This window comes from Sphingosinicella sp. SM1-17, from assembly GCF_056821765.1.
Genome location: NZ_JBPDIO010000001.1, coordinates 3,104,922 through 3,127,221, shown reverse-complemented (window position 1 = coordinate 3,127,221; position 22,300 = coordinate 3,104,922). Strand labels below are relative to the sequence as shown.

Genomic DNA, 22,300 nt, shown 5'->3' with positions numbered 1-22,300 from the left:
CGGCTCTGGAGAGGAAGCCTTGCAACCGCGACTCGCAAGGGCCAATACGGCCAGAGGGTTAGATATTTTCGAAGGGGCGCTGCCGCATGAAGTCGCACGAATTCGCGAGTCTGCTTTGCTCGCGGCTGTGTCACGACCTGCTTTCGCCTGTTGGAGCGCTCAACAACGGTCTCGAACTGCTCGCGGAAGAGCATGATCCGGAGATGCGCGCCCGCTGCCTTGATCTGCTCGCCGAGAGCGCACGGGCTTCGGCGAACAAGCTCAAATTCTTCCGCCTCGCCTTCGGAGCCGCTGGCGGTTTTGCGGACGAGGTCGATACGCGCGAGGCTCGGGTCGCCATCGAGGGGCTTTTCGGCGGCGATGGCCGAATCCGCCTGGGCTGGATGGTCGACGAACCGGTGATGAGCAAGGCGGCGCTGAAGGTGTTGCTCAATCTTGTCCTGATCGCCGGGGACTCGCTGGTACGCGGCGGCAGCCTCGACGTCGGAGCGGAAAAGCATGGCGCCGGGCTCGACATCGTCGTTCGTGCCGAGGGCAGCCGGATCGTGCTCGACCCCGAGCTCAAGAAGGTTCTGGTCGGCGGAACGGCCGCTGACGAGGTGGTGCCCCGAGCCGCAGCTGCCTGGCTGGTCCACTGCCTCGTCGAGGAGGGAGGCGGGCAGATCCAGGTGGCCGATCAGGATGGAATGCTTCTGATCGGCGCCACGCTTCCCGCTTAGTCCAGGGTCGTCCGGTACCGCGTCAGCGCGAGCGCGGCCACGATGCAGACGAAAGCCGCAAGGGCAAGGAGACTTGATCCCATGTCCGCGAAATCCTGTCCCTTCAGCAGAGCACCGCGCACGATCCTGAGGAAGTGAGTCACCGGGAGCATTGTTCCCAGCCATTGGGCCCAGTCGGGCATCCCCCGAAACGGAAACATGAAGCCCGAAAGCAGGATGGAAGGCAGCAAGTAGAAGACCGACAGCTGCATGGCCTGGAGCTGGGTTCGGGTAACCGTGGAAATGAGGAAGCCGAGCCCGAGCGATCCCAGGATGAACAGAAGGACTCCGAAGAAGAGGCCGCTCCAGCCGCCCGCCATCGGGACTCCGAACAGAAGCCGTGCAAGCAACAGGATCACCCCCGTCTGAAGCATTCCGACGATGACGAACGGGGCGAGCTTGCCGAGCATCACCTCGAGCGGCTGCACCGGGGTAGCGAGCAGGCCTTCCATCGTGCCGCGCTCGCGTTCGCGAGTCACACCCACGGCGGTCATCATCACCAGCGTGAGGGTAAGCACGACTCCCAGCAGCCCGGGAACGATGTTGTAGGAGGTGATATTCTCCGGATTGTAGCGACGATGGACGACAACTTCGAATGGCGATCCTCGCTCAGTGAGCCGAGCCGCCGCGCCGACGAGGTCGTGGCGAAGCGACTCCTCGGGCAGTCGACCGAGGGCGGCGAGCGCACTGGCGGTGGCGGTCGGGTCCGTTGCATCTGCCTCGACGAGGATCTGAGCGGCATCGCCGCGAACGACCCGGCGGGTGAAGTCCCCGGGAATGGTGATTCCGAACTGCACCTGGCCGGTGCGGACCAGCGCGTCGAGTTCGGCCGGCGAGCGGACCTGCTGGACGATGTCGAAATAGCCCGAATTGTGGATGGACGAGAGGACCGATCGAGCGAAGACGCTGTTCTCCTGGACGAGCACGGCCGTCGGGAGATGGCGGGGATCGGAGTTGATGGCATAGCCGAACAGCAGCATCTGCAGCAGCGGCACAGCCAATATCATGGCGTAGGTGAGCCGGTCGCGCGTGAGCTGGATGAACTCCTTGACCAGCACCGCGGCAAATCGATCGGCGGAGAAGGTCTGGCTCGGGCCGGCCTTCATTGGAAATTGTCCCGCGCGCCGCCCATCAGGTGAATGAACACGTCCTCGAGTGTGGGCTCGACCCGGGTCCAGCGGAATGGGGGTCGCCGATACGGTCCGAGCGCACGCTCCAGGGCTTCATCGTCGCTGCCGCTGACATGAAGCGCCAGGCCGAAAGGCGCCGCCATCTCGACGGCCGGGTTCTTGAGCAATTCGACGGCAAGCCGATCCACCCCTGCGCCGTCGCCGCGCCAGGTGAACAGCCGAGCCTCCTCGATCACTTCCTTGGCCGTGCCTCGGGCCAGAAGTTCGCCATAAGCGATATAGGCGATGTCGTGGCAGCGCTCCGCCTCGTCCATATAATGGGTCGAAACAAGCACGGTCAGCCCGCTAGAGGCGAGGGCGTGGATCTCGTCCCAGAAGGTTCGCCGCGCCTGCGGATCGACTCCGGCGGTGGGCTCGTCGAGGAGCAGCAGTTGTGGGTCGTGAAGGGTGGCGACGGCGAGGGCGAGCCTCTGCTTCCATCCCCCCGAAAGGGTTCCGGAAAGTTGTCGCCGGCGTTCGGCGAGCCCGAGTTGCTCGAGTGCCGAATCGACCCGCTCTCCTACTCGATCGAGGCTCCGGATTCTCGCGCTGAAGCGGAGATTCTCCTCGACTGTCAGGTCCTCGTAGAGCGAGAAGCGCTGAGTCATGTAGCCGGTGCGGCGCTTGATCTCCCAGCTCTCGGAAAGGATGTCGAAGCCCAGCGCCGTTCCACTACCGCTGTCCGGTGTCAGCAATCCGCACAACATGCGCAGGGTCGTCGTCTTGCCCGAGCCGTTGGGACCCAGGAAGCCGGTGATCCGGCCCTCGGCCACCTCGATGGAGAAATCCTTCACCACCGTTCGGCCGCCAAAACTTTTGCTCAGCCGGTCTGCTTTGATGGCCAAGTTCATTCGAGCGGCTCCACGTCGACCGGGAGGCCCGGAACCAGCCGGGTGCCGTTCGTCGGACGGGCTTCCACCATGAAGACGAGGCGATCTCGAGCCTCGCGGCTGTAGATGACGGGCGGCGTGAATTCGGGCCGGGGGCTGACGAACGAAATGGTTGCGCTGAAAGTGTCGGCGCAGCCATCACAGCTGAAGCGGACAGGCCGGCCGACGCGGTAGGCGGCAACCTCCCGCTCAGGGACGAAGAATCGGACGAAGATCCGGTCGTTGGGAATAAGGGCGAGGATCGGCTGGTTTGCCGCCGCCCATTCTCCCCTTTGGTAGAAGACCTCCTCGACCCGCGCGTCGGCTGGAGCCACAGGCGCCATGTCGTCGATCCGCGCTTCCGCTTCGGCGAGACGTGCCCGCGCCTGGGCAACACGTGCATCGGCGGCCCGGACCAGGTCTTCGCGCTGCCCGAGCATCGCTGCCTGGATCCGGCGGTCAGCCGCATCGAGCCGAGCCGAAGCGGTCTGGTACGCGGCTCGAACCTCGTCGAGCCGGACCCGGGCATAGATCCCCCTTTGGACCAGTAGTTCGGTTCGACTGAGCAGGACCCGCGCCTCTCGCTCCGCCGCCGCCGCCGACTCGCGTTCTGCCTGCAGGATGTCGATCTCGACCGGCCGCTGCCCCTTGCGTGCATCGGCGGCTTGAGCGGCGGCGGCTTCGAGCTCGGCCAGGGCCTGCTCACCCTGAGCCCTTCGCTGACCAGGCTCGACCACGAACAGAAGCGTTCCCGCGGCGACTTGATCACCGCGCCGAACGCCCAGCTGAGCCACGGTTCCCGCGACCGGACTGGCGAGGTACAGCGCTTCGCCTTCGATATAGCCCGAGAGAGTGGTGTCCGGGCGGAACTGGGGCGCTGTCAGACGCCAAACCAGCAACCCGACCGCGAGCCCGACCAGCACAAGGACAATGATCCGCTGCCGCTTCATTCCGGGTCTCCGCCGGTGAGGAGTCCGTCGAGGATTGTCTCGACATGCTGCCGTGCCAGCCGCGGAAGGTCGATCTCTACCCCGCCCACAGGCGTGAAGGTCTCTCGAAAGAGCAGGCCGACGATGATCGGTCCGACGATCGCGAAGGCATGGAAGCGGGGGTCCCCGGGGCGGATTTCGCCGCGCTGCTGGGCCTGCTCGATCAACTCGGTAAGAAGCCCAAGGCCTTTCAGAACGACATTGTCGTGCCAGACCTTCGCGAGTTCCGGGAAATTGCGGCTCTCTCCGATCACCATCTTGGCCACCGCTCCGATCGGAAGCACAGTCAGGATCTGCGCCAACCGAGGGAGGACGAGCCGAAGACGATCCGCGAACGGCATTTCGAGCGCGAGCACGGTTCGCCCGACCGCTTCGATGTTCGGAACGACCGTCTGCTCGACGACGGCTCGAAACAGGTCAACTTTCGTCGGGAAGTAGAGATAGACGGCGCCTTTCGAGAGGCCGGCGCGGGCCGCAATGTCCTCCATCCTGGCCGCGGCAAACCCTTTTTCGGCGAAAACCTGCAGGGCGGCGGCAAGGATGTCGTCCGGCCGCTCAGGCTTTCGACGCCGCCACTTCGGAGCTTGAGCGCTCGGCATGGGTTCCAGACTCATAAGTAAATGACCAGTCAGTTAGTAGCAGGCGGCGATGATGTCGTCGAGTCCCCCGAACGGCGAAGACGCGTAGCGGTAAACGCCTTCTTTACCACCGCTCGGCATAAGACCGGTCTCCAGTTGCGGGCGGAGCCATGGACGAGCTGATCAACGACTTCATCGCCGAGACGCGCGACATGCTGCAGGCGCTTTCCGGCGCCATCGTTGCGTGGGAGGCGGAACCGGGCGACCGCGAGCGGCTCGACGAGATCTTCCGCTTCGTTCACACGGTGAAGGGCAATTGCGGCTTTTTCGACCTCCCCAGGCTTGAGCAACTCAGCCATTCGGCCGAGGACGCCCTGGCCGAGGTTCGGGCCGGCCGGCGTTCCGCCGATGCGAGGCTCGTCACTGCCGTCCTCGCCGTCATCGACCGGATCGGAGAATTGATCCAAGCGCTGGAGACGGGCGAAGCCTTGGCCAGCGAGGATGACGAACAGCTGATCGCCGCGTTGAGCGGAGGGTCAGCACCGCCGGCGCTAGAGCCCGTCGCTCCGGCACCCGTCGATCTCGAAAACCGCCGCTCCATGCGATCGATCCGGCTTTCCGTCGACCTTCTCGACCGAATGATGAGCGGTGTCTCCGACGCCGTGCTGGCGCGCAACGAGCTTGCCCGGCGGCTTCGCGACATTCCGCGCGACATCGCTGTCGAGGCGGCCTTCGAACGCGTATCCGCCTGCATTGCCGAGATCCGCGATGCGATCACCCGCACGCGGATGCAGCGGATCGATAATCTCTTCGGCGCCCTGCCGCGAATGGTGCGCGACCTGGCCGCCGAACTTGGCAAGCAGGTACGACTTGAAGTCGATGGCGGTGACGTCGAGCTCGATCGCGAGATGATCGAGATGATCCGGGACCCGCTGACCCATATCGTCCGCAACGCCATCGATCATGGGATCGAACCTCCGGAGGCAAGGATCAAGGCGGGCAAGGACCCGGCCGGCTACCTGAAAGTGTCCGCGCGCCAGGCCGGGAACCAGATCCTCATCGAGGTCGTCGATGATGGTCGCGGCATCGATGGCGAGGCGCTGGTCCGCAAGGCCATGGCCGCCGGCACGCTGACGGCCGAAAAGGCGGAGCGGCTGTCGGCGGCTCAGAAGCTGGCGCTCGTCTTCACTCCCGGGCTTTCCACGGCGGGTGAAGTCACCGCCATTTCCGGCCGGGGCGTCGGAATGGACGTCGTTCGCGCCAACATCGAGCGGATCGGCGGAGTCGTCGATCTCGACTCCCGGCTTGGCCAAGGTGTCCGGCTCGCTATCCGTGTGCCGCTTACCCTTACCATCATTCCGGCGCTCACCGTCAGCGCCGGTGGCCAGATTTTCGCGATCCCGCGTTCGGCGATCGAGGAAATCCTCCGGGCAACCGGCAATGCCGTTCGGGTGGACAGGGTCGGCGAGCTTTCCGTTGCCACCGTTCGCGGCCGCCGAGTTCCCCTCGTCAGCCTTCCCGGGCTGCTCGGCGTCGAGCCGCTTGCCAGTGACGACGAGCGCAACGTGATCCTGCTCAAGCCCGCCGGGAGCGACGTCTATGCACTCGCTGTCGATGCCGTCCACGATCATGAGGAGCTGGTGGTGAAGCCGGCGGCTCCGGCCGTGATGACCGCCGGTCTTTATGCGGGCACGACTTTGGCCGACGATGGCCGTCCGATCCTGCTTCTCGATCCTTCCGGGATGGCCAAACAGGCCGGGGTCCGGTTCCAGGAAACCGAAGTTGATCGCCGGATTGCCGAAGCGGAAGCGGGCGATTCCGGATGCGAAACGAGCCTTCTGCTGTTCCGTGGTCTCGACGGCGGGCTGCGTGCCCTGCCCGTGCCGGTCGTCGAGCGGATCGAGGATGTCCCCGCCGCCGCGATCCGCTTCAGCGCGGGCAAGCTTCGCGTGGCTTTGGGCGAACGGATCCTTCCGCTTGCGGGATGCACCGAACCTCCGAAGCAGGGGGCGGTCCGAACCTTGCGCCTGACGGACGGAGTCTCGCAACTCGCCTACGCCTTCGACGAAGTCGTCGACATACGCGCCGTCGCTCTCGATCTCCGACCGGCGCCCGCGCCCGGCGAGGTGGCGGGCGTGGCTTTGGTCGATGACGTTCAGGTCGAGCTGCTGGATCCCTACTGGATCTTCGCCTCTCACGCGGATGAACGTCGCTCCGATGCGGATCGCCCGGTCTGCGCCCTTCCGACCGGCGATCCATGGATGGAAAACATGCTGAAGCCGATGATCGAAAGTCTTGGCTATCGGGTGGTTGCGGCAGGCGAGGGGATAGCGGCCGACATATTGATCACCAGCACCGACTCCGACGAGTTTCCGTCCGGTGCGGCCGGCGAGGTGCTTCGGATTCGATCCCGGCCGGAGCTTTCGGGCGAGAATGACAACAGCATCTACCGTTACGACCGAGTAGCCCTGCTCAACGCGTTGAGTCGAACCGCCGCCAAGGAGCGCAATCGTGGCTGAACTCCTGCTCATCGTTCGCCTCGCCGGCCGCCGGATCGCTCTTCCGGCTTCCGAGGTGGAAGCCGTCGTCGAGCTGGAAGGTGTTACTCCGGCGCCCCAAGCCTTGGCGCATGTCGCAGGTCTTGCGGCGCTTCGCAGCCGCGTCCTGACAGTCATTGACGGCCTTTCATCGCTCGGCTTCGGCCGTGCTTCTACCGAAGGCTTGATCGAGGCGCTGGTTGTGCCTTCGGGCGGGCATCCCTACGCCTTGCTTGTCGATCAGGTCGAGGACGTGATCGAAACGACCGGCAGTGTCATCCCGGTTCGAGCTCCGATCGGACCGGGCTGGGACCGCGTGTCGCTCGGCATGACCGAGGCTGACGGCGACCTGCTCCTGCTGGTCGACCCGCATGCGCTGATCGCCGGTCCGTCGGCTCAGGCCGCATGAGTTTTAAAGTTGTGATTACCTATTCCCGCTAGGGATTCAGATGCCAGCGGCCATGGAGCGTGTAAGAAATGAGAAGCTGTCTTGTCGTTGACGATAGCAAGGTGATCCGGAAGGTCGCCAGGCACATCCTCGAGACCCTGAATTTCACCGTGGAGGAAGCCGAGGACGGGCGGGACGCGCTCAGCCGCTGCGCCGCCAGCATGCCCGACGTCATCCTGCTCGACTGGAACATGCCGGTGATGAGCGGCATGGAGTTCCTCCGGGCGCTGCGCCAATCCGAATGGCCACAGCAGCCGAAGGTCGTCTTCTGCACCACCGAGAACGACATCGCGCACATCCGCGCCGCCATCGCTGCAGGCGCGGACGAATATGTGATGAAGCCGTTCGATCGGGAAACCCTTCACAGCAAGCTGCAGATCGTCGGGCTCGCGTGAACGCCCGGCCCGCACCCGTGCGGTCCCGGCAGTCCGAAAAGGCATCCGAGCCGCCAATCCGGTTGATGATCGTCGACGATTCGACGGTTGCCCGGGCCGTGCTCGCCCGGATGGTGGCGTCGGATCCCGATTTCGAAGTCGTCGCCGTAGCCGGCAATGTCAGCGAAGCGCTCGACGCCTTGAAGACGGTGCAGGTCGATATTGTCCTTCTGGACGTGGAAATGCCGGGCACGAACGGCCTCGAAGGACTGCCCGCGATCGTCGCAGCGGGCGAGGGCGCCCAGGTGCTCATCGTCTCCTCCATTGCCGAGAAGGGGGCGGAGGTGACGGTCAGGGCGCTTGCGCAAGGCGCTGCCGACACGCTTCCGAAGCCTGGATCCGGAAACTTCGCCGGGCGCTTTGCCGAAATATTGTGCGACCGGCTGAGGCGGATCGGGCGAGCCGACCGGCGCGAGGGGACTCCGGTCCGTTCACCGGTTCCGCTGCGCCTTCGCGACATGCCCGATCAAAGGCTGCGCTGCGTCGCGCTCGGAGCGTCGACGGGCGGGCTCCATGCCCTGATCGAGTTTCTTCGGGCGCTTCCGCCGAAGATCGGCGCACCGATCATGATCACCCAACACCTGCCGGCGATCTTCATGCCCTATTTCGCGCGACAGCTGCAGGCGGCGTCCGGGCGCGAAGCCTGCGTCGTGCAGGAAGGGCAGGCCCTGACCGCGGATCTCGTCCACGTCGCCCCCGGCGATGCCCATTTCTGCGTCGAGCAGCAGGGATCGAGCGTTCGGGTCCGGCTCGATCGGCGCCCGGCGCCGACCGGCTGCCTTCCATCGGTCGATCCGATGCTCTCCACGGTTGCTGAGGTCTATCGCGACTCCGCAATCGGAGTGATCCTCAGCGGCATGGGCCGCGATGGCCTCATCGGCAGCCGGACCCTCGTCGAGCGCGGCGGAGCCGTGCTCGCTCAGGACGAGCGGACGTCGGCGATCTGGGGCATGCCGAGGGTCGTCGCCGAAGCCGGACTGACGTCGGCGGTGCTTCCGCCGCCGGAACTGGCGCGTCGAATCGGCGAGCGGGCGGGAGGCGCGTCATGGAGATAAGTGCCGCCTCCCAACGCATCCTGACCAGTCTTCTCGAAACGCGAACCGGCCAGCAACTCGCCTTCAGCCGCCGCTGGCGCATCGATACGGCTTTGGCTTCGATCCTCCGCCAGCGCGGCTTCGCCAGCGTCGATCAACTGGTTTCGCAGCTGGTCTCGGGGCGCGACAAGGGTCTTACGGACCAGGTCATCGAGGCGCTGCTCAACAACGAAACCTATTTCTTTCGCGATCGACTGCCTTTCGACCTGCTGTTCGGCGGGCCCATCAGCAAGCTTGAGACGGCCCGAAGCCGGGAGAAGCGGCTCGCCATCTGGTGCGCAGGCTGCTCGACCGGGCAAGAAGTCTATTCCCTGGCAATGAACTTTGCCGACGAGCCCGCGCGCTGGCGCGGCTGGAAGATCGAGATCGTCGGAACCGACCTTTCGCGCTCGGCGATCGAGCGAGCCCGCGCTGGCACCTATTCGCAGTTCGAGGTTCAGCGCGGCCTTCCTGTGATGCAGATGGTCCGCTGGTTCGAGGAGCTGGGCGGGGGAGATTGGCAGATTTCGGATGAGGTCCGCTCAAGCGTCCGCTTCGAAGTCGGAAACATCATCGATCCGCCGCCGCGCCCCGGCCGCTTCGACATCATTCTCTGTCGCAACGTCCTGCTTTATTTCTCGTCCGACATGCGTCGTCTCGCCTTCAATCGCCTCGGACAGGCGATCGCGGCCGATGGCGCACTGATGCTCGGCGCGGGAGAGACTGTGATGGGGCAGACCGACCGCTTTGTTTCCGACCCGGAGCATCGCGGCCTATACATGCCGTCAGCGACGCCAGTGACGCATTCCGACGCTCGAGTTGCATAAGGCTCGAATCGGGAGAGCAGTTCCCCGCACTCGAAATTCGCCGGTCGCGGCCCGAGAAGAAGGATGACTTGACGTCCGATGAGCTTGGCGCCCTAACAAGACATGGACGGGATTATCGACTACCCCTCGCCCAACTTCGACGAGCGCGATCAGCCGGTATCGATCATCGTGCTCCACTATACCGGGATGAAGACCGGGGCCGAGGCCGTCGCGCGGCTCTGCGATCCGGACTCGAGCGTTTCATGCCATTATCTGGTCGAGGAGGATGGCCGGGTGCTCCGGCTGGTGCCGGAGGGCAAGCGCGCCTGGCATGCCGGCCAGTCCTATTGGCGAGGCCATAGTGCCATCAACGACATCAGCATCGGCATCGAGATCGTCAACCCCGGGCATGAGCATGGCTACCGACCCTTCGCCGACGCCCAGCTCGACGCCCTGATCCCACTGATCGCCGACATCAAGAATCGCCACGGCATCAGTCGCGGCAATATCGTCGGCCATTCCGATATCGCGCCGAGGCGCAAGCAGGATCCGGGGGAGCTGTTCCCATGGGGAAGGTTGGCTCGACACCGGCTCGCGCTGCCGCGCCCCACTCATAATCTCGTGGACCCGAACTGGACCGACTCCGGATTCCTGCTCGCTCTGGAGCGTTTCGGCTATGACGTCAGCGATCCGCTTGCCGCGACGGTCGCTTTCCAGCGTCGCTTCCGTCCGGAGCTCATCGACGGCACGATCGACGGGAAATGTCGAGCCATTCTGCTCGCCCTCCTCTTGCCTCGACCGCGCGGGGACGACTGACCCGATCGAAATTGCTCCGGCACCCTTGGTTACGATCCGCAAAACGCCTAGATGGGAAGTGCCAGAGGGTCGGGCGGCCGCGGCTCGTGCTCAGCACGGGGCGAGGAAAGTCCGGGCTCCACGGAACGACGGTGCCGGGTAACGCCCGGCGGGGGCGACCCCAGGGAAAGTGCCACAGAAAGCAGACCGCCTGTCGAAGCCACAGGGCGATGGCAGGTAAGGGCGAAAGGGTGGGGTAAGAGCCCACCGCGGCTCCGGCAACGGCGCCGGCACGGCAAACCCCACCGGGAGCAAGACCGAATAGGGGCGGCATATGGGCTTCGTTCCGGCTCGTCGCCCGGGTTGGTTGCTTGAGGGGCGGAGCGATCCGTCTCCTAGAGGAATGGCCGCCCATTCCGCGGAGGCTTGCCGAAACGGATGGACAGAACCCGGCTTACAGACCCTCTGGCCGTTTTTCTTGTCGGGAGGGTGGCCGAACCGCCGGCCACTTTCTATCTGGAAGCGATGGCAAGGCAGACGCGATCGAATGACTGGGGATTTCCCCGCTGGCGCGGCTACGGCTCGACCCGCCAGGCGGAGCCGGTGCGCAAGTGCGATCGCCACGGCTGCGACGAGCCTGGCGACCGGCCGGCACCGAAATCGCCCAACAGCCGGGATCGCTGGTTTTTTTGCGAACGGCACGCGGCCGAGTATAATCGCAACTGGAACTATTTCGAAGGCCTGACCGCCGAAGAGGCGGCGGCACGCGAAGCTGACGAGCAGCGGGGAGCGAACGGATATCGCCAGTCCGGCCATTACGGATGGGGTGGACCGGGCGACGGCAGCCGGAGCAGCGACGAAATGCGTGCGCTGGATGTCCTGGAGCTCGAGAGCGATGCCGATTTCGAGGAAGTCCGGATCGCCTATCGACGACTGGCGAAGGCCAACCATCCGGACCTGCGTCCCGGGGACTCGGAAGCGGCCGAGCGCTTTCAGGCCGTGCAGGCCGCTTATGAAGTCCTGCGCAAGGCGGAGGAGCGCCGAAGCGCCGTCTAGGTGGACGGCTCAGTCCGTCGACATGAACGTACCGGTCACATGGGCTAACGGATCGGCAGGATCGCCATCATGGGCGAGTCCCCGAACGAAGCCGACGCTCCGAGTGACTCGATAGCATTCGCCCCGCCCGACGATCGTCCGGCCGGGAACGGCGGGTCGCAGATAGTCGATCCGCAGATCGAGCGTGGCCTGATGCCGGAACCGGCCCAACTTGACCCAGATGGAAAGGCTGGTCGCCATGTCCATCAGGCTGATGATCGGTCCAGAGGCAATGATGCCGCTTTCCGGCATGCCGATCAGTTGCTCGTGATAGGGGAGCGTGAGCTCGACCCAATCCTCGCCATGATCCCGGTAGGCGATTCCGAGCGCCCCGCCATGGCCGAGGTGACGCACATAGCTCATGAAACTTTCGGGATCGAAGGCCCTTGTTGGGCTGCCCGAGGACGGTCCAGGGGAATCCGGTCCGCTCATTGTGCGAGCCGTCGTGCCGTTTCGCGCACCAGGGCGATCATGTTCGGAATGCCTTGGGTGCGGTTGGAGCTCAATTGATTGCGAAGGTCGAACTTCGCCAACTCGCCCTCGATGTCGAGGGCGAGTATCTCTTCGGGCCGGCGATCCTGCACCGCAAGCAGGATCAAAGCGACGATTCCCTTGGTGATCGCGGCATTGCTGTCGGCGAGGAAATGCAGTCGTCCGTCGGCACTCGCCACCGGATAGAGCCAGACCGCGGCGGAGCAGCCTCTTACAAGAGTGGCATCCGTCTTCAATGCCTCGGGCATTGGTTCGAGACCGCGGCCGAGGTCGATCAGAAGCCGATAGCGGTCGTCCGGTTCGAGCAGCTCATAGTCCGAGTAAACGTCTTCAAGTGATCGCAAGTCCATCGGGCGCACTTAATGGTCTCGCCCGCTTTCGTCACCCGCCGTCAGCCTTGTGCCCCATCGGCGATGCGTTCGAGGCGTCGAACACGATTGCGGAGCTCGACCAGTTCGCCTCGCGCTGCTCCGGTTTTTCGATGGCCCGCTCGGACGATTTCCAGACGCCTGAGCTCGAACCAGCCCTGCCAGACCTTGGCGGCAGCTGCCGAGCAGATCGCAAGGGCCATTGTCCCCGTCGAGGCGAGTGTGACCAGAAGGAGCGGCTCCGCCAACTTTCCCTCCCTAGCTGTTCCGAAGCTCTTCGATCTGCCGTTCCAGGCTGTTCTCTTTCTCGACCGTGATGCGTTCGAGGACCTGGATCCGGGCTTTCAACTGCTTGACCTCCTCGCGCAGCTGCGCCGTTTCGCGAGAACCGCCAAAACGGGTTTCGCTCTCATGTCCGCCGTTCTTGAACTTGTGCGAATAACCATAGCGCGCCTTGATGATGCTCGCGACCATGACCATCGCAACGATCAGCACCACCATTACCTGACTGCCGCTCATATTCGCTTTCCTTCCGTTCCCGTGTTTCGACGTTTCAGTTCAGAGGTTTGTCGCGCAGCCGTTCGATCTCGTCGGCGATGTCCACGCCCTTCTCTGTCACGATGCGTTCAAGCACACGTACACGTTGCTCCAGCCTCTCCGTGTGCGCGGCATGCTGGGCGGCTCGCTCGGCAGTCATCGCGGCGAGGGCTTCCGCCATCTTCTCCTTGTGCTTGAGCCAGCGCTTGAAGGCCTCGTAGCCGATCCCGGCCATCACCGGGATCCCGACGACGATCATGAAGAAGCCGAGGACCAGATAGGTCTTTTCCATCGTGGTGCTCCTAATTGCTGAGCCCGCGAAGGCCCTCGATTTCCTGCGCGACCCGGTGGCCGTCGTCGGTGACGATCCGCTCGACAGTGGCGAGCCGGTCCTTCACGGCACCGAGTTCGGCTCTCAGCTGAGCATTCTCCGCCGTCAGCAGCTTGAACCGCTCCGACGCTTCGGTGGTGATCTTTGGCTCGACGGCCTTGCCCCAGCTCGTTTCGAGCGGATAGCCATGCTTGATTCGCAACCAGGTTGTGAAGATCCATCCGGCGATCGCCACCAGCCCGAGCACCATTCCGCCGCCGATGATCCAGGGCAGGTGCGGGATCAATATTTCCTCTGCCATTGGCTTCTCCTCCTCCCACTTCTCCCAAAGCAGCTCAGTTCCGAGTCAGTCGCAACGCTTCGATTTCCTGCGTCAGGCGATGGCTGTCGTCGGTCACGATCCGCTCGACATTGGCGAGTCGGTCCTTGACCGCGCCGAGTTCGGCCCTGAGCTGGGCATTCTCCTGGCTGATCAGCTTGATGCGCTCCATCCCCTCGTCGCTGGTCTTGGGATACACGGCTTGTCCCCAGGCGCCGTCGAGCGGGTAGCCATGCTTCACTCGAAGCCAGGTCGTGAACACCCATCCGAGGACGGCAGCGAGCCCGACGATGGCGGCTACGGGAGCGAAGGTTTCGAACGGGAAATTCACGGATGGCTCTCCTCTAGCGCAGCTGTTCGATTTCACGCGCGGTGCGTTCGGCCGGATCGGTGGCGATCCGCTCGAGCACGGCGATCCGCTCCTCGAGCCGGCTGACCTGACTACGCAGCTGATCATTCTCGCTCGAGAGCCGTTCGACCTTGCGATCCTCTCCCGGGTCGCCGCCGTGGGACAGGCCGCCCCATTCGTCCTCGACAGGATAGCCATGCTTGGCTCGGATCCAGCTGGTGACGATCCAGGCGGCATAGGACATGGCGATGATCGCCAGGACAAAGGCTGGACTTCCCCAGGACATGCGCTCGTCTCCCTGTTGATGCTCGTTCTAGTTCAGATCGCCGCTACGGGCGCCTCGAAGCGCTGGCCGTCCGCCTTGACCTTCAAGACTTGAGAGGCGCTCCTCGAGCCTAGCGATCTGCCCGCGAAGCCTCGAATTCTCGGCAATCATCAGGTCGGCTCCATCGCTGGCGGCGCTCTCGACGAAACTTGAAGGGCTGCTTCGGTTGAAGGTTGCAAGGAGGGGCAGGGCCAAAGCCGCTGCGACCGTGATCCCGATGATCAGGAACAAGGCAAGATTGGCATCCATGACTCTTCCTCCTTCCTCTGGCAGCTGTCGGTTCAGCGAAGCTGTTCGATTTCGCGAGCGAGGCGACTGTTGGAACTGGTCACATAGGCTTCCACGTCGGCGAGCCTTCGATCGATGTCCCGGAAGCGGGCTCGCACCTGGCGCGCCGTGCGGTGCGGACTTCGGCGGACGCCCTGCCAGAACTTCTGCTCTTCCTTGTCCTCCAAATACAGTTCCACCGGCTTGGCCGGAGCCATCCAGGCGGCGATCCAGTAGGCGATGAGGGTCCAGGGAAAGCCACCGAGGATCGTGAGGATGACGATACCGATGCGGACGAGAGTCACGTCCATTCCGGTATAGTCTGCGATGCCGGCACAGACGCCCGACCATTTGGCGTTCTGCTTGTCGAGGTAGAAGCGAGTGCGTGGAGAGCTCATACGTTCCTCCTGCGGGGGCGGTTGGTGCGAGCGACCGGTTCGAGATCGCTGTCGGCGAGGTCGCGGGATCTATGATCTTCGATCCCGAGGCCGACCGGATCGCGGGCGATCGAACGCCAGTTCGGATTCTCGGCTTGGACGATCCGTTCGATCGTGATCATTCGTTCGTCCAGCCGGCGGGCGAGGTCATGAAGTTCGTCGAGGAGGTTCTCGTCCTCGGTGGTCAAAGTCGCTGCTGTCTTCCACTTGCTGACATAGTGAAAGATGATCCACGGCAGACCGATGAAGAGCATGCCGACGATGATGACTGGAGCCAGGTCGTCCATCTGATCAGTCCTCCTGGCTCTGCGCAGCGCCGCCATTGGTGCGCTTGGCGAGGGTCGCCTTCAGCGCTTCGAGCTCCGCATCCACTTTCTCGGCGTTGCGCAACTCGGCGATTTCCTCCTCGAGGGTCTTGGGCGGTCCCCCGAGGCCGAGAGCGTCGGCATGGCCTTCGGCAAGATCTGCGCGACGCTCCAGGACGTCGAAGCGGCTGAACGCCTCGTCGACCTTGGGGCCCGCATAGAGTTCGCGAAGCCGGGCGCGGTTCTGAGCGCTTTCCATCCGGGTCATGATCGCGTTCTGCCGAGTCCGCGCTTCGCGCAGTTTCGACTGCAGCTTGGCGATGTCGGCCTCGGAAGCGCGCAACGCATCATCCAGGACCTCGATCTCCGCCTTGAGCTGGTCGGCCATGTCCGCGGCTTTCTGCTTCTCCAGCAAGGCTGCTCGGGCGAGATCCTCGCGGCCCTTGGAGAGGGCCAGCTCAGCCTTCTCGACCCAGCTTTCCTGAAGTCGGTCGAGCTTGGCGATCTGTCGCCGCATTTCCTTCTGGTCGGCGATCGTTCGCGCGGCCGAGGCCCGGACCTCGACAAGCGTCTCCTCCATCTCGAGGATGATCATCCGGATCATCTTTGCCGGGTCCTCCGCCTTGTCGAGCAGGTCGGTGACGTTGGCGGCTATGATGTCGCGCGTCCGCGAAAAGATACCCATGGAAAAAAACTCCTTCGCTAAGTCGAAGGGCGTGGCCGGCGCCCTTCCATAGAACCGACTGCCGCCGCGGTTTCCACGCTGGCTGCTGGAAGCATCCATCCGGATGAGCGCTTCCTTCTCCACCATGATCCGCACCGGTGAGCGATCAACCATTCGCCCGAACCGATCCGGCTTCAGCATAGACGGTACGGCTGTCGCCGACAGCCTCCGCCGGTGCTACCGCCGCGGCGACCGAGAGAGTCGAAAGGATGAGTGCGCCGACTGCAGCCAGGGCAACTCCGACCAGATGATCTGACTTGAACATTTGCGGTCTCCCCAACATTGTCATTGTCCCATCCCGCCGACCATCCGGGCGTGACGCTCTTATGTTAGCAGGGGGCGTGCCAACTTTGAAAAAGCGCAGAAATCCGCCAAAAATAGCGAGGCTGCGGGCTCAGTGGGCGGTTAAGGCTTGCCAAGACGTGGTGGATTACGCCAAGATTCGGGAATGGAGCGGAACACCCAGCTGATCGGCCAGTCCTCATCCTTTCTGGACGCGGTGGAGCGAGCCAGCCGCGCCGCGCCGCTCGATCGGCCGGTGCTGGTTATCGGGGAAAGGGGGACCGGCAAGGAGCTCATTGCCGAGCGCCTCCACCACCTGTCCTCGCGCTGGGACGGACCGCTTATCGTGATGAACTGCGCGGCCTTGCCCGAGACGTTGATCGAGGCCGAGCTGTTCGGCCACGAGGCCGGGGCCTTTACCGGCGCCACCAAGGCTCGGCCCGGACGGTTTGAAGAAGCCAATGGCGGAACGCTCTTCCTGGACGAGCTGGCGACGCTGTCCAGTCCGGCGCAGGATCGTCTGCTTCGCGCGATCGAATATGGCGAGGTGACCCGGATCGGTGCCTCCAAGCCGATCGAGGTCGATGTACGGATCGTCGCCGCCACCAATGAGCATCTCCCGAGACTCGTCGATGAAGGCCGGTTTCGAGCCGACCTTCTCGATCGGCTGAGCTTCGAAGTCGTGACCCTGCCGCCGCTCAGGCACCGGGAAAGCGACATTCCCGTGCTGGCGGAATTCTTCGGGCGCCGAATGGCTCTCGAGCTGGGCTGGGCCGGCTGGCCGGGCTTTGCGAAGGCGGCAATGGCACAATTTCTTTCCTATCCGTGGCCGGGGAACGTCCGCGAGCTGAGGAATGTGGTCGAGCGAGCCGTCTACCGCTGGTACGACGAAAGCCAGCCGATCGAGGACATCCAGTTCGATCCCTTCGAGTCCCCCTGGGCTCCGACCGCCGCCAACGAGAACCAGAAGACCCCACCGCCTCCGAAGGCGGAAGAGCCGGTCGCTGCCGCGCCGGCCGAAGCGGCTGCGGCCGCGGCCTACGATCCCGGCAAATGTGCGGATTTCCGGCTCGCCGTCGCTGAATATGAGAAGGCCATTCTCGCGGCCGCGTTGGAGCGCTGCCGGTGGAACCAGCGCGCTGCGGCTGCGGCACTGAGTCTCACCTACGACCAGCTTCGGCATGCGATGCGGCGCCACCAGCTACAGGGAAGCTGAGCCGCACCGTCTTCTCCTGAAGGCTGGATCTCCAGTTCAGGGTTCAGGCGCGCCGTACAACTCCAGCCAGGCCATCCAGCCCAGCGAAAGCGCAGCCAGTCCGAAGGAAAGCACCATGACGATCCATGCCGTTCCCCAGAGAAGGAGGGATGGCGCCCGACCCTCGTTTTTCAGGCGCTGCAGCCTGACGACGAGGTAGCCGGCCACCAGCCCGTAGATGAAGAAGGAAAGGCCGGCCATCTGCCGTTCCATGGCACAGGGCGGAACCCGGATCGAGGGCTCGAGGTTCAGGCGGCGATGGACAATCCCGATCCCACACAGGCGGGCGACACTCGGCACCGGCCGGGCTCTGTTGGCTGTAATCTCGTTGCCTTGGCGCTGCTGCTGATCGCAGTGGCGGTGTTCGTATGGGCGGCGTGGATCAACAATCCGGAGGATGCGCCAAACCCCTCGTCCAGCGGGGTACCGCCGGTCGCTCCGGCGGAATGATTAGACCCGAAGCGTCCCGAGCAGCGAGCTTTCTTCCGAGGCGTCGGACGGTTGCTGCGGAGGATGCGCCACCGGTTGGAAGGTGAAGAACAGGATCGCGCCTGCAGCGAACCCCTGAACGACCAGGGCAAGGGGACTGTCCATTTTCTTCCACATCTTCATGTTCGCCTCTAACGGCTCGTCGCACCGCCTACTGGAAGATCGCGGCATTACGCTCCGGCCGGACCGCTGGCATGCATATCTTGGTCACAGTCGCGTTTCATTTGTTTCGATTGTGTCAGATCGCCCTGTCGCTTCAGGGACAGGTCTGAGGATTCGGGGGCCGCAGATGCATGGCCGAGGGCAAGCCGCCGGATCGGACTAGGGAAGCTGTGCCTTGGGGAAGCCGCCCCAGGCCTGGTCATAGTCGCTCTGTGCATGATCGGTCGCGAACCGCGTGGGGCGATAGGGCCAGCAGCTTTCGACCATGAAAGCCATCGTGCCCTCGATCTTGTGGGGCTTGAGCTCGGCCTCGCTCGCGGCCTTCCAGCTGGCGACGTCAGGTCCGTGGCCAGCCATCAGATTGTGCAGGCTGAGACCCCCCGGAAGGAAACCGTCGGCCTTGGCGTCGTAACCGCCGTAGATCAGGCCCATGCATTCGCTCATGACGTTGCGATGGAACCATGGTGGGCGGAAAGTGTCCTCGGCCACCATCCAGCGCGGCGGAAAAATCACGAAGTCGGCATTGGCGCGGCCCGGGACGTCGGATGGCGAAGTCAGGACGGTGAAGATGCTGGGATCCGGATGGTCGAAGCTGACCGTTCCGATCGTGTTGAACAGCCTCAGGTCATATTTCCACGGCGCAAGATTGCCGTGCCAGGCCACAACGTCGATCGGGCTGTGATCGAGCTCGGTCACCCAGAGCGATCCGAGATACTTCTGGACCAGCTCGACACGGACCTCTTCATCCTCATAGGCCGCCCGCGGGATCAGGAAATCCCGCGGATTGGCGAGACCGTTGGAGCCGATCGGCCCCAGTTCGGGCAGACGGAACAGGGAACCGTGATTTTCGGCCACGTAACCGCGCGCCTCCCCGTCGGGCAGAAGTACCCGGAAGCGCACGCCTCGCGGCACGAGCGCCACCTCGCCCGGTTCGACTTCAATCCGCCCCATTTCGGTTCGCAAGTCGAGCCGACCCTGCTGGGGAATGATCAGCAGCTCGCCGTCTGAATCGAAGAAATAGCGCCGTTCCATCGATCGGTTGGCGCGGTAGATGTGAACGGCGACCCCTTCGAGGCTCTCCGGATCGCGATTGGCCACCATCGTCACGAGGCCGTCGATGAAGTCCGTCGGCTGGTCAGGCAGCGGCAGGGGATCCCAGCGCAGGCGATTTGGCGGCAGTGGCACGTCGGCAGTTCCCGAGCCGAAATGCTTCGCACCTTCATAGCGCTGGTAAGGAGGGTGCTCGGCAGAGGGCCGCATTCGATAGAGCCACGATCGTCGATTCTCGACGCGAGGAGCCGTGAAGGCGGTACCGGACAGCTGCTCGGCATAGAGGCCGAAAGGCGGCCGCTGCGGCGAATTCCGGCCCCTTGGCAGTGCGCCCGAGACGGCTTCCGTTGCGAAATGGTTGCCGAAACCGGACATCATTTCGACAGCCGGTCCTTCGTGCATTGCTCGCCAAGCTCCGTGATTGAACGACAGTCTTCCTCCCGCCATAGCATGTGGGATGCGTGCTGCAATCGCCCAGCTCCGATCGGGGAAAGGTCGACTGCCGGGGCTGTTCCGCTTCGCAATCGGAGTGGGCAGCTTCTGTCTCGCTTTGCTCTCCGCGCTCTGGTGGTTCGTCGATCACCAAATAGGTTTCGAGCGGCGCCGGGCGATCGACGACGCGGTGCGTCAGAACGTCAATCGCTCCATGGCTCTGGAGCAGTTCGTTCGCCGCACCCTCGACAGTGCCGAGCTGGTCACCCGCTATTTCGTGGACCGGTTCGAAAGCGGTACCGCTCCGCCACGCTGGTTTGGCACGCGGCACCGTCCAGCGGCGCTGCACAATAACTTCACCAACCAGGGGCTGTTTCTCGGAGTCAGCCTCACCAACGCGTCGGGCGATCTCATCGCAACCTCGCTGGAACCATCGCGATTGCCGCCGACGAATGTTTCCGGGCACCCGGCTTTCAAGGTTCATTCGGAGCGCAGGACCGACCACTTGTTCGTGAGCGCCCCTCAATATTCGCAGGTATTGGAGCAGCCGGTCATCTGGCTCAGCCGCCGACTCGAAAATCCAGACGGCTCATTCGCCGGGGTCGTGGCGATCAACATCGCTCCGGCGCAGTTCACCGCATTCTACCAGGACGCGTCGATCAATGCGACCGACGTCATGTCGGTCATCGGACTGGACGGAGTAACTCGCGCCCGGCGAACCGGCCAGACCGAAAGCTATGGCGAGGACCTTCGTGGCACGCTCGTCATGTCACAGCAGAGGAGACATCCGAACGGCACCTATCTCGGCCCAAGCATTCTTGACGGGATCGTTCGGTATTTCAGCCATCGCCGCCTCAGCAACTACGACCTGTTCGTGACCTACGGCGTGCGCGAGGCCGAGATCCTCGCCGAGCCCAGGCGCCGGGCCGCGGTCATTGTCAACGGAGCGGCGCTTACGTCCCTCTTGATCATCGCTTTCGCAGCCCTGCTGATTTTCAATCGCGCCCGGCAGGAACGGCGTGCGTTGGAGCTGGCCCGCGCCAACCAGCGGCTGCACGAAGCACAACGGATCGGACAGATCGGTGACTGGGAATATGACGTGCTGACTGGCGAGCTGCGCTGGTCGCCGCAGCTTTGCGTCCAGTTCGAACGTGATCCTCGCCTTGGCAGTCCGACTCTGGCCGAGTTCAAGGCTGCACTCGACGAGGAGGGTCAGCAGGCGATCGACGCGGCCTTTGCCGAAGCGGTACGTACCGGCGAATCACAGGAGGTCGAATATGACGTTCGCCTTCCCAGCGGGCTGGAATCGCGCCACCAGATCGTCGTCATCCCCAGCTTAGACCCGCAATCGAAGGTCGTCCGGCTTCACGGAACCAACCAGAACATCAGCGCCCGCAGGCTGCTGGACCGCCTCCAGACTCAGCTGGCTCATCTTTCCCGCCTCGAGGCGATGAACGCCATGGCCGCGACCCTTGCCCATGAATTGAACCAGCCGTTGGCGGCGGCGTCGAACTATCTTGCCGGCAGCCGCCGACGGCTCCGAAGCTCGAGCCTCGACGAAGTCGAGGAGGGGCTGGTCGCGGCCGAGCGCCAGGTGCAGTTCGCCGGAACCATCATCCGCCGGGTTCGCGAGATGGTTGCGAACCAACCGAAAACCCTGGCCAGAATTTCGCTGACCCGAGTGATCGACGACGCCGCGGCGCTCGTGGTGCCGGCGCAGGCCTGGCCGATGCTCCGGCTGGAGACCGCTTTGGCGCCGGAGGCCAGGCAGATTTATGGCGATCGGATACAGATCCAGCAGGTGCTCGTGAACCTGCTCCGCAACGCCTGCGATGCACTTGCGGAAGCGGGCGATCCGAGGATCAGCATCGGCAGCCGGCGGGAGGCCGGGGGTGCGGTAACGGTCTGGGTCGAAGATAACGGCCCCGGCTTTCAGGGAAGAGGGGCCGATCGCTTTTCGCCCTTTGCCACGACGAAGAATTCCGGTCTCGGCCTCGGGCTCTCCATCTCTCGAACGATCATCGAAGCGCATGGCGGCCGCATCTGGGTCGAGGATCGCGCGGCTGGGGAGGGGGCCTGCGTTCGCTTTACCCTGCCACCAGGCGCCGACCGACTCCACAGTCCGGAGAAGGTCAGAGCCAAACTTCCGGCAGGATAAGAGTAGCGACGACCCGGAACCGGTCACGCAAAGTGCCCTGCAAGGCGGCTGCCTGTCGGGCGAGCCGTGCTTCAATGAGAGCAATGAAGTGGAGGCCCGAGCCGGAATCGAACCGGCGTATACGGATTTGCAGTCCGCTGCGTCACCACTCCGCCATCGGGCCGAGGGCGCCGAAATGGGCGGCTTCGCCTGAGGTGTCAATGGCCGTTCACATGCCGGTTCGGTCGGAGCCGCGTCAGCGGCCCCCGACGTCCCCTGCGCCTTGCGGCTCCGCGTCCGACAGCTCTCCGCGGTCGCGTCCGCCCGGTGAGGGCTGCTGGTGCTTCTCGCGGACGTTGCCGGTGATGTCGAACTCGCTCTCCCGGTCGCGCTCCTGCTCCGAAGTGCCGGCCTTGTTGATCGAATCCTTGTCGCTCACCTTTGCCTCCTCTTTTGTCTTCACCTGTGAACCATTGAGAACCAGAATT

32 protein-coding genes, 1 tRNA gene and 1 other RNA gene are annotated in these 22,300 nt (G+C 64.0%); 12 read left to right on the top strand and 22 right to left on the bottom strand.

What is annotated here, in order from left to right; translation table 11 throughout:
- Positions 1 to 86 precede the first annotated feature (86 nt).
- Positions 87 to 719: a histidine phosphotransferase family protein gene (locus ACRYLT_RS15755; protein WP_482665026.1), complete on the top strand. Its 633-nt coding sequence runs from the start codon at positions 87 to 89 to the stop codon at positions 717 to 719.
- Here the strand turns inward: ACRYLT_RS15755 and ACRYLT_RS15750 are convergent.
- The 4 genes from ACRYLT_RS15750 to ACRYLT_RS15735 are packed head-to-tail and all read right to left on the bottom strand — an operon-like array spanning position 716 to position 4,384.
- The gene (locus ACRYLT_RS15750; protein ID WP_482665025.1) at positions 716 to 1,864 is read right to left on the bottom strand and encodes an ABC transporter permease; all 1,149 of its coding nucleotides are present in this window, start codon (positions 1,862 to 1,864) and stop codon (positions 716 to 718) included. The two genes, ACRYLT_RS15755 and ACRYLT_RS15750, sit on opposite strands and share 4 nt — an antisense overlap.
- Positions 1,861 to 2,778, bottom strand: a complete 918-nt coding sequence (locus ACRYLT_RS15745; protein ID WP_482665024.1) for an ABC transporter ATP-binding protein — start codon at positions 2,776 to 2,778, stop codon at positions 1,861 to 1,863. Before ACRYLT_RS15745 ends, ACRYLT_RS15750 begins: the two co-directional genes overlap by 4 nt.
- Positions 2,775 to 3,746 carry an HlyD family secretion protein gene (locus ACRYLT_RS15740; protein ID WP_482665023.1) on the bottom strand — a complete coding sequence of 324 codons (972 nt, stop codon included), beginning with the start codon at positions 3,744 to 3,746 and terminating at the stop codon, positions 2,775 to 2,777. The genes ACRYLT_RS15745 and ACRYLT_RS15740 overlap by 4 nt, the downstream gene beginning before the upstream one ends.
- Positions 3,743 to 4,384 (bottom strand): TetR/AcrR family transcriptional regulator, encoded by a 642-nt coding sequence (locus ACRYLT_RS15735; RefSeq protein WP_482665022.1) that lies wholly within the window; start codon positions 4,382 to 4,384, stop codon positions 3,743 to 3,745. The genes ACRYLT_RS15740 and ACRYLT_RS15735 overlap by 4 nt, the downstream gene beginning before the upstream one ends.
- 149 nt (positions 4,385 to 4,533) lie before the next feature.
- Here ACRYLT_RS15735 and ACRYLT_RS15730 point away from each other — a divergent pair, with 149 nt between their 5' ends.
- The 8 genes from ACRYLT_RS15730 (at position 4,534) to ACRYLT_RS15695 (ending at position 11,512) form a co-directional block, all read left to right on the top strand.
- Positions 4,534 to 6,882: a chemotaxis protein CheA gene (locus tag ACRYLT_RS15730; protein ID WP_482665021.1), complete on the top strand. Its 2,349-nt coding sequence runs from the start codon at positions 4,534 to 4,536 to the stop codon at positions 6,880 to 6,882.
- A complete protein-coding gene (locus tag ACRYLT_RS15725; RefSeq protein WP_482665020.1) occupies positions 6,875 to 7,309 on the top strand; it encodes a chemotaxis protein CheW in 435 nt (144 codons plus the stop codon). The genes ACRYLT_RS15730 and ACRYLT_RS15725 overlap by 8 nt, the downstream gene beginning before the upstream one ends.
- Before the next feature lie 68 nt (positions 7,310 to 7,377).
- Complete coding sequence (locus ACRYLT_RS15720; RefSeq protein ID WP_482665019.1) at positions 7,378 to 7,743, top strand: response regulator; 366 nt, start codon at positions 7,378 to 7,380, stop codon at positions 7,741 to 7,743.
- The gene (cheB, locus tag ACRYLT_RS15715; protein WP_482665018.1) at positions 7,740 to 8,837 is read left to right on the top strand and encodes a chemotaxis-specific protein-glutamate methyltransferase CheB; all 1,098 of its coding nucleotides are present in this window, start codon (positions 7,740 to 7,742) and stop codon (positions 8,835 to 8,837) included. Before ACRYLT_RS15720 ends, cheB begins: the two co-directional genes overlap by 4 nt.
- Positions 8,828 to 9,682: a CheR family methyltransferase gene (locus ACRYLT_RS15710; RefSeq protein WP_482665017.1), complete on the top strand. Its 855-nt coding sequence runs from the start codon at positions 8,828 to 8,830 to the stop codon at positions 9,680 to 9,682. Before cheB ends, ACRYLT_RS15710 begins: the two co-directional genes overlap by 10 nt.
- Positions 9,683 to 9,784: 102 nt before the next feature.
- Positions 9,785 to 10,477, top strand: a complete 693-nt coding sequence (locus tag ACRYLT_RS15705; RefSeq protein WP_482665016.1) for an N-acetylmuramoyl-L-alanine amidase — start codon at positions 9,785 to 9,787, stop codon at positions 10,475 to 10,477.
- A gap of 61 nt (positions 10,478 to 10,538) precedes the next feature.
- Positions 10,539 to 10,929: RNase P RNA component class A (rnpB, locus tag ACRYLT_RS15700), an RNA gene on the top strand.
- 52 nt (positions 10,930 to 10,981) lie between these two features.
- The gene (locus ACRYLT_RS15695; RefSeq protein ID WP_482665466.1) at positions 10,982 to 11,512 is read left to right on the top strand and encodes a J domain-containing protein; all 531 of its coding nucleotides are present in this window, start codon (positions 10,982 to 10,984) and stop codon (positions 11,510 to 11,512) included.
- Between the two features lie 9 nt (positions 11,513 to 11,521).
- Here the strand turns inward: ACRYLT_RS15695 and ACRYLT_RS15690 are convergent, their stop codons facing one another.
- From ACRYLT_RS15690 to ACRYLT_RS15630, 13 genes are all read right to left on the bottom strand, one after another.
- A complete protein-coding gene (locus ACRYLT_RS15690; RefSeq protein ID WP_482665015.1) occupies positions 11,522 to 11,914 on the bottom strand; it encodes a PaaI family thioesterase in 393 nt (130 codons plus the stop codon).
- A gap of 65 nt (positions 11,915 to 11,979) precedes the next feature.
- A complete protein-coding gene (locus tag ACRYLT_RS15685; protein ID WP_482665014.1) occupies positions 11,980 to 12,393 on the bottom strand; it encodes a SufE family protein in 414 nt (137 codons plus the stop codon).
- Positions 12,394 to 12,434: 41 nt separating this feature from the next.
- Positions 12,435 to 12,659 (bottom strand): hypothetical protein, encoded by a 225-nt coding sequence (locus tag ACRYLT_RS15680; protein WP_482665013.1) that lies wholly within the window; start codon positions 12,657 to 12,659, stop codon positions 12,435 to 12,437.
- Positions 12,660 to 12,669: 10 nt separating this feature from the next.
- Positions 12,670 to 12,930 carry a hypothetical protein gene (locus tag ACRYLT_RS15675; RefSeq protein ID WP_482665012.1) on the bottom strand — a complete coding sequence of 87 codons (261 nt, stop codon included), beginning with the start codon at positions 12,928 to 12,930 and terminating at the stop codon, positions 12,670 to 12,672.
- A 34-nt stretch (positions 12,931 to 12,964) separates the two neighbouring features.
- Positions 12,965 to 13,240: a hypothetical protein gene (locus ACRYLT_RS15670; RefSeq protein ID WP_482665011.1), complete on the bottom strand. Its 276-nt coding sequence runs from the start codon at positions 13,238 to 13,240 to the stop codon at positions 12,965 to 12,967.
- 10 nt (positions 13,241 to 13,250) lie between these two features.
- A complete protein-coding gene (locus ACRYLT_RS15665; protein WP_482665010.1) occupies positions 13,251 to 13,580 on the bottom strand; it encodes a hypothetical protein in 330 nt (109 codons plus the stop codon).
- Positions 13,581 to 13,614: 34 nt separating this feature from the next.
- Positions 13,615 to 13,929, bottom strand: coding sequence for a hypothetical protein (locus ACRYLT_RS15660; protein ID WP_482665009.1), 315 nt, complete (start codon positions 13,927 to 13,929; stop codon positions 13,615 to 13,617).
- Positions 13,930 to 13,942: 13 nt separating this feature from the next.
- Complete coding sequence (locus tag ACRYLT_RS15655) at positions 13,943 to 14,233, bottom strand: coiled-coil domain-containing protein (protein ID WP_482665008.1); 291 nt, start codon at positions 14,231 to 14,233, stop codon at positions 13,943 to 13,945.
- Positions 14,234 to 14,260: 27 nt separating this feature from the next.
- Complete coding sequence (locus ACRYLT_RS15650) at positions 14,261 to 14,521, bottom strand: hypothetical protein (RefSeq protein WP_482665007.1); 261 nt, start codon at positions 14,519 to 14,521, stop codon at positions 14,261 to 14,263.
- A 32-nt stretch (positions 14,522 to 14,553) separates the two neighbouring features.
- Positions 14,554 to 14,937, bottom strand: coding sequence for an envelope stress response membrane protein PspC (pspC, locus tag ACRYLT_RS15645; protein WP_482665006.1), 384 nt, complete (start codon positions 14,935 to 14,937; stop codon positions 14,554 to 14,556).
- Positions 14,934 to 15,263 carry an envelope stress response membrane protein PspB gene (gene pspB / locus ACRYLT_RS15640; protein WP_482665005.1) on the bottom strand — a complete coding sequence of 110 codons (330 nt, stop codon included), beginning with the start codon at positions 15,261 to 15,263 and terminating at the stop codon, positions 14,934 to 14,936. Before pspB ends, pspC begins: the two co-directional genes overlap by 4 nt.
- Positions 15,264 to 15,267: 4 nt before the next feature.
- The gene (gene pspA / locus ACRYLT_RS15635; protein WP_482665004.1) at positions 15,268 to 15,966 is read right to left on the bottom strand and encodes a phage shock protein PspA; all 699 of its coding nucleotides are present in this window, start codon (positions 15,964 to 15,966) and stop codon (positions 15,268 to 15,270) included.
- Positions 15,967 to 16,111: 145 nt separating this feature from the next.
- Positions 16,112 to 16,270 (bottom strand): hypothetical protein, encoded by a 159-nt coding sequence (locus ACRYLT_RS15630; protein ID WP_482665003.1) that lies wholly within the window; start codon positions 16,268 to 16,270, stop codon positions 16,112 to 16,114.
- Positions 16,271 to 16,453: 183 nt separating this feature from the next.
- On the opposite strand from ACRYLT_RS15630, the gene pspF reads away from it, so the two are divergent.
- The gene (pspF, locus tag ACRYLT_RS15625; RefSeq protein ID WP_482665002.1) at positions 16,454 to 17,503 is read left to right on the top strand and encodes a phage shock protein operon transcriptional activator; all 1,050 of its coding nucleotides are present in this window, start codon (positions 16,454 to 16,456) and stop codon (positions 17,501 to 17,503) included.
- A gap of 36 nt (positions 17,504 to 17,539) precedes the next feature.
- Here pspF and ACRYLT_RS15620 read toward each other — a convergent pair whose 3' ends face one another.
- Positions 17,540 to 17,743 carry a hypothetical protein gene (locus ACRYLT_RS15620; protein WP_482665001.1) on the bottom strand — a complete coding sequence of 68 codons (204 nt, stop codon included), beginning with the start codon at positions 17,741 to 17,743 and terminating at the stop codon, positions 17,540 to 17,542.
- 57 nt (positions 17,744 to 17,800) lie between these two features.
- Here ACRYLT_RS15620 and ACRYLT_RS15615 point away from each other — a divergent pair, with 57 nt between their 5' ends.
- On the top strand, positions 17,801 to 17,992 hold the full coding sequence (locus tag ACRYLT_RS15615; protein WP_482665000.1) for a hypothetical protein: 192 nt from the start codon (positions 17,801 to 17,803) through the stop codon (positions 17,990 to 17,992).
- Here ACRYLT_RS15615 and ACRYLT_RS15610 read toward each other — a convergent pair whose 3' ends face one another.
- On the bottom strand, positions 17,993 to 18,154 hold the full coding sequence (locus tag ACRYLT_RS15610; protein ID WP_482664999.1) for a hypothetical protein: 162 nt from the start codon (positions 18,152 to 18,154) through the stop codon (positions 17,993 to 17,995).
- Positions 18,155 to 18,352: 198 nt separating this feature from the next.
- A complete protein-coding gene (gene hmgA, locus ACRYLT_RS15605; RefSeq protein WP_482664998.1) occupies positions 18,353 to 19,645 on the bottom strand; it encodes a homogentisate 1,2-dioxygenase in 1,293 nt (430 codons plus the stop codon).
- 55 nt (positions 19,646 to 19,700) lie between these two features.
- Between hmgA and ACRYLT_RS15600 the strand changes: the two genes are divergently transcribed.
- Complete coding sequence (locus ACRYLT_RS15600; RefSeq protein WP_482664997.1) at positions 19,701 to 21,833, top strand: ATP-binding protein; 2,133 nt, start codon at positions 19,701 to 19,703, stop codon at positions 21,831 to 21,833.
- Positions 21,834 to 21,922: 89 nt separating this feature from the next.
- Here ACRYLT_RS15600 and ACRYLT_RS15595 read toward each other — a convergent pair.
- Together ACRYLT_RS15595 and ACRYLT_RS15590 are read right to left on the bottom strand one after the other, a co-directional pair.
- Positions 21,923 to 21,996: transfer RNA gene (locus tag ACRYLT_RS15595), tRNA-Cys, on the bottom strand.
- A gap of 72 nt (positions 21,997 to 22,068) precedes the next feature.
- Positions 22,069 to 22,251: a hypothetical protein gene (locus ACRYLT_RS15590; RefSeq protein WP_482664996.1), complete on the bottom strand. Its 183-nt coding sequence runs from the start codon at positions 22,249 to 22,251 to the stop codon at positions 22,069 to 22,071.
- Between the last annotated feature and the right edge of the window lie 49 nt (positions 22,252 to 22,300).